The sequence below is a fragment of the Brevinematia bacterium genome (assembly GCA_039630355.1).
Lineage (GTDB): Bacteria > Spirochaetota > Brevinematia > DTOW01 > DTOW01 > SKYB106.
Genome location: JBCNVF010000110.1, coordinates 1 through 5,561, shown reverse-complemented (window position 1 = coordinate 5,561; position 5,561 = coordinate 1). Strand labels below are relative to the sequence as shown.

Sequence of the window (5,561 nt, the reverse complement as noted above, 5' to 3'; positions counted from 1 at the left end):
GTTTTTCGGTAGAATATGTTTTGAAGTTCAGTGGAATTCCTGATCTTGAGAGTTTAAGGGAGAACTTAACCATCTATTCTGGAAATCAGGTGATACGTGACTTTTCGCTTAAATACAAGTCTATCGGCTACGATAGTGTACGTATACAAATAAATGAACTCGAAGAGGGAACCAAATATAACATAAGCATTGGAGATAATGTTTTAGCGATTGGGGGATTTGTCAAACTAGGGAAGAAGTATAACCTTGAATTCAGTACTCCGGGTAGACTAGAAATAATTGAAGTAAAACAGATTCTAGGAGGTCATCACTATTATTACGACGAGCAATACTGTTTGAGAATAAAGTTTAATAATCCGTTGAAGGAAACTTTGGATAACAGAAGATACATAAAAGTTTTCCCAAAATTTCGGAAGGGCGAAGTAGAAGACGAAGTGGAGGTTGATGAAGTAGTAATAGAAGGGGAGTATGTGTACATATACGGAGATTTTAAAGAGGGTCAGAGTTGGGAGATACTGTTTGATATGAATTTAACTGACATTTATGGACAGAAGTTAGGTAGAAACGTCTTGCGGAAAGTTGATATAAAGGAAGTTGGATATTCTTACTTTTCTGGTCCTTTTGGTGTATTTGTGATGGAAAACTATCTGCCTCTTATACTACCAACAAAGATTAGAAATCTAAAAAGTATATCCATAAGATACACTTTTTCAAGCAATATTAGTGATATAGCAAAGCTTTTGCTTCTTGAGGAGATTGGACTACTTAATGAGAAGTATGTAATTGACTTTAAGAAGATGAATCTGAAGGATGAGGTTTTCTATCAGTATCAGATAAACCTTGAGAAAATTCTTGGTTTGCCTGGCAAGAAGATATCCGGCTTATTTGTTTATGAGATGGTTGCGGATGCTGATTATTATCCTTTCGATGAGTATCATTTGAAGAAGGGGGGTGTGGTTCTTATAACTGGAATTGGTATAACTGTGAAGAAATCTCCATTTAGGGTAGTGACCTTCGTAAGGCATTTAAGGGATGCTTCACCTGTTGCTGGAGCTAGTATCTACGGGATAGATGAAAATGGAGAGGTTGATTATTTAGGAGAGACTGATAAAAACGGTATATTTTCCACTAATGTCTCAGGATATAAGTATAAGTGGTATGCTGCGAAAAGTGGTGATGATATAACGATTGACATTAGGAATGAGTACCAAGAAGAGGATATTGCTGATGAAAATGGATATTATTTTGGAAGTGGATACGGAGGTATAAACTTCAAGATAGGCTCCGGGACGGAATACCGTGGTGAAACTGGCAGAACTGAAGAGATACTTGTTAGTGTTTTTACAGACAGATACCTTTATAGACCTGGTGAGGAAGTATATGTAAAAGGAATAGCTAGAGCTAGAAAGGAAGATAGGTGGGAGATTTTAGCCAGAACTAACATAACTTTAAGTGTGTACAACAGCAGGGATGAGAAGATAACAAATGTTACGTGTAACATAGACGAGCTAGGAAGCTTCCACTTTACGATCAACCTTGACAAAACATCTCCAACTGGCTATTACAGAATTTCTTCCGATGACGAGATATACAGAGTTTATGCTAACTTCAGAGTGGAAGATTTCAGACCTGCTATTGCCGAAATGGAAATAGTGTCTAGCAAGAATAAGTTCAACTGGGGAGAAAAGCTTGAGATAGATGCCATAGGAAGATATCTCTTTGGTGCACCAATCAAAGGTGAAGTATCCTTTAGTGTGGATATATCTTCATTTGGGTATACCAGTAAGTCTTTTCCAGATTACCAGTTTGGATATGATTATGAAGAATCTATGAACTTGGTTAGCAAGAAAGTAGAATTTGACAACACAGGCAAGGCTAGATTGTCTGTCTGGCTGGACGATGGAGAGTTTTCAGGTAACAAGAGGGTAAGAATTCTTGCTGTTACGACTCTTGAAGATGGAAGCATAGTGCAAGCACTTAGAGATGATATAGTTATCTCAGATCCATTTAATGTTGGAATTAAGACTAGCAGTTACTTCGCTAAAGCTGGCGAAAAATTCAAAATAGGGCTTATTGCCGTTGATAGTAACGATAAGTTGACAAATGGTATACGTGTTTGGCTTGGGGTAAAGAAAGGTAAATGGGTTTGTCATAAGGTTGCTGGTGTTAACGGTAGGTTGGAATGGGTATGGAAATATGTGGAAGATAAAGTTTTGGAAACTAATGTTACAATAGGCAATATTAATATACCGTTATCCTTGCTAGAAACTGGTTACTACGATGTTGAAGCTAGATATTGGGTTAAAGGGACGGTAAGGAAGGTAAAGAGGGAGTTTTATGTTATTGGTAAGGGGGAATATTACTGGTATTCGGATAATGAGAATACTATAAATCTCAGATTTGATAAGCAGAGCTATAGGGTTGGTGAGACTGCAAATCTTCTTATTCTGACTCCTTTTGAGGAAGCGGTTGCAGTCATAACAGTTGAGAGGGAAGATATTCACAAAACACTGGTGGCTAACATTAAAGGTGGCTTTAAGTTGGTTCCTATAACCATAGAGAGCAAGTTTGCACCAAATGCGTTTGTATCTGTGATTGTTTATTCGGGTAGGAATCCACAGGTTAATATTAAGGACGGAAGAGATCTATCAAAGCCTCAGTTTAGGATAGGATATGCTGAGATTAATGTTGAGAACCCTGAGACCAGGTTAGACATGTCTGTAAAAACTGAGAAAGATAGATACGAACCCGGTGAAGAGGTGTATGGTGAAATAGTCCTGGGTAGAGGAGGTCCTACGAATGAGGTAGTGATTGCTGTTGTTGATAAAGGGATATTGAACTTGGTGAATTATAAGCTGCCGAATCTCCACAGTGTTTTTTACAGTAGAAGGGATCTTGCAGTTAGTACTACCGATATGAGGAGGATAATCTATGGGCAGAGATATCTTGAAGAGAAGGGAGAAGTAATTGGAGGAGATGGGGATTATTATGAAGATGAGGAGGGAGTTCAAGAAGGAAGTATTGGGCCTCAGGCACTTACTGGATTAAGAAAGGATTTCCGTTACACTGCTTACTATGTGGCAAATTTGCGTGTAAAGGAAGGTAAGGCCAAGTTTAGCTTTAAATTACCAGATAACTTAACAACTTTTAAAATAATGGTTCTAGGGTATTCCTCGGATGGTAGATTTGGATACACTGAAAAAGAGATATTGGTCTCAAAACCGCTGATGGTGATACCGAGATTTCCAATGTTTGTTAGAATGCACGATGAAGTTGAGGGTAGTGCGTTAGTGTTTAACTATTTGGGTGTGGATAGTGACATTGAAGTTTCTGTAAAACCTGAAGGTCCCTTCAGCTTTAGTTACACAAAGACAAACGTATTCCTAAAGGATAGATCTTCAACAGAAGTTAGATTTAAGTTCAAGGTTGGCAAAACAGTGTTTGGTAAATTTGATTATTGGCTGACAATCTCTGCGGTTGCGAAGAAAGGGGCCGACAGCGTTAGAGTTGAGTTACCTGTTTACAGTCCTCTTATGTATACTGTTACTGGATCGAGTGGTAGAAATGATAAAACCTTCAGCCTAGATCTTTCTCCGAAGAATGTTGTATATCCTGAGTTTTCAAAGGTAAGTGTTTCAATTTCACCTTCAGCATTCTCTGAACTTAAGGGTTCACTAGACTACTTAGTCAACTATCCATATGGATGCCTCGAACAGAAGTCATCGCAGATGTTTCCACTAGTTCTAGGTGAAGAGCTTATGATACAGAGAAGGTTGTTGGATTATAAAACCAGAGAAGATCTAAGAAATATTGTCCAATCTTTTATAAACGAAGTGCCAAGATACTATGTAGAAGATCGTGGATTTAACTACTGGCCCGGAAGCTCGTATGCAGACACTTACATAACCGCTTATGCTATGCTTTTCCTTACTAAGGCTAAGGAAGCTGGATACAAAGTGGATGAGAATATCTACTTGGAGGTTCTGGAAATCCTGAAAAACTGGATAGTCAGAAATCCAGAGCAACCAAAATTTTATAGCGGTTCCTACTCTAAATTAGTGGAGGCAATGAGCTACTACATACTCTCCTTAAACGGAATTTACTATCCTAATAGTATCAAAAACTTCTATTATTCAAGAAACTTAGATGTAGTATCTCTTGCTTTCATACTCAGAGCAGTATCTAGATACCCCGAGTTTGATGGGAAGAGTGAGATAATCCAAAGAATATCTTCCTATTTCAAGCAGAACATAGTAGAAGACAATATATATGCATTTTTCAGAGGTGGAGAATGGGGATATTTCTATTACAATGATGTGATAGTAACCTCTATTGTTCTGCAATCTTTGCTGGAAGCTGGTATAAAGTTTGATGCAGATTATAAAATTGTGAACTGGTTGAATTCTCAGAGAAGATACAATGGTGCTTGGTATAATACACACGAAAACGCTATGGCTCTTTGGGCACTTACAGAGTATCTAAAGAAATATGAAAGTGGGAAACCTAATGTTTCTGTCAAAGTTTTAGCAAATACCTATGAAGTTCTATCTGGGCAGTTTACAAGTTATTTTGATCCAATTCTATCGAGGGAGTTTGGAATTGATGCTAAGATAAGTTCTGCTAAGCCTGCGGGAAATATGTCAAGTATAAGGCTTGATTTTGTGAAAGAAGGTAAGGAGCCGATTTACTACTCCGTGAGGTATTACTACTTGTCCGGCAAAAGTGGAGACTACGAAAATGGCTTTTCTATATCGAAAAGAATATATGACTATGAAACTGGTGAGGAAATGGTGAATGGAGTATTTCAAAGGGGTAGGAAATATATTGTTGAAATTACGGTTAATACAATGAGAGAAAATAGAAGTTTTGTTGTTATAGATGATGCTTTACCTGCAGGCTTTGAACCAGTTCTATTTGGTCTAGAGGAACCAGATCAGAATGGTGATTGGTGGGTGCAGCCTAGGTTTGAGAAGTATAGAGACAAAGTGCTAATCTTTTTGCATTATCTTCCTAGGGGAAGGTATTCCTTTAGATATATTGTTACAGCTACTACGATAGGAAAGTTCAATGTCCCACAAACCAGAGTTGAGGAAATGTATAATCCAGAGATATCTGCGGTAAGGACATTCTATGACTATATTGAGATTAAGGACTAAGGTTGTCAACTTTGTAGGGTTTTTACATCATATTTTGGTGAAAAGTTGGATTAAGATTGTTTTGATACAAACGGTGTTTGTTGTGGGGTTTTTTGTTGTGTATTTTTCAATACCTATTGACAAAGGTTATTTGAGGCCTTCTAATTATTCAGTTAAGATATTTGATAGGAATGGTGTTTTGATTACGGAACTGAGTGGCAACGGGGGGATAAACGAAAGTTTTAGTCTCAGTGAGGTATCTCCTAGGTTTATTGAACTACTACTTCTTTCTGAAGATAGGAGGTTTTATTCGCATTTTGGTGTAGATCTTAAAGCGATGGGTAGAGCTGTTTGGGAGTTTGTGAGTAGGGGTAGGTTCGTATCTGGTGGCTCAACTATAACTATGCAGTTAGTAAAGCTTAAAAG

General features: G+C 37.7%; 2 protein-coding genes. Both read left to right on the top strand.

What is annotated here, in order from left to right; translation table 11 throughout:
* Positions 1 to 20 precede the first annotated feature (20 nt).
* A complete protein-coding gene (locus ABDH28_07290; protein MEN2998818.1) occupies positions 21 to 5,156 on the top strand; it encodes an alpha-2-macroglobulin family protein in 5,136 nt (1,711 codons plus the stop codon).
* Positions 5,157 to 5,193: 37 nt separating this feature from the next.
* On the top strand, positions 5,194 to 5,561 hold a 368-nt coding region (locus tag ABDH28_07285; GenBank protein MEN2998817.1), incomplete at its 3' end, for a transglycosylase domain-containing protein.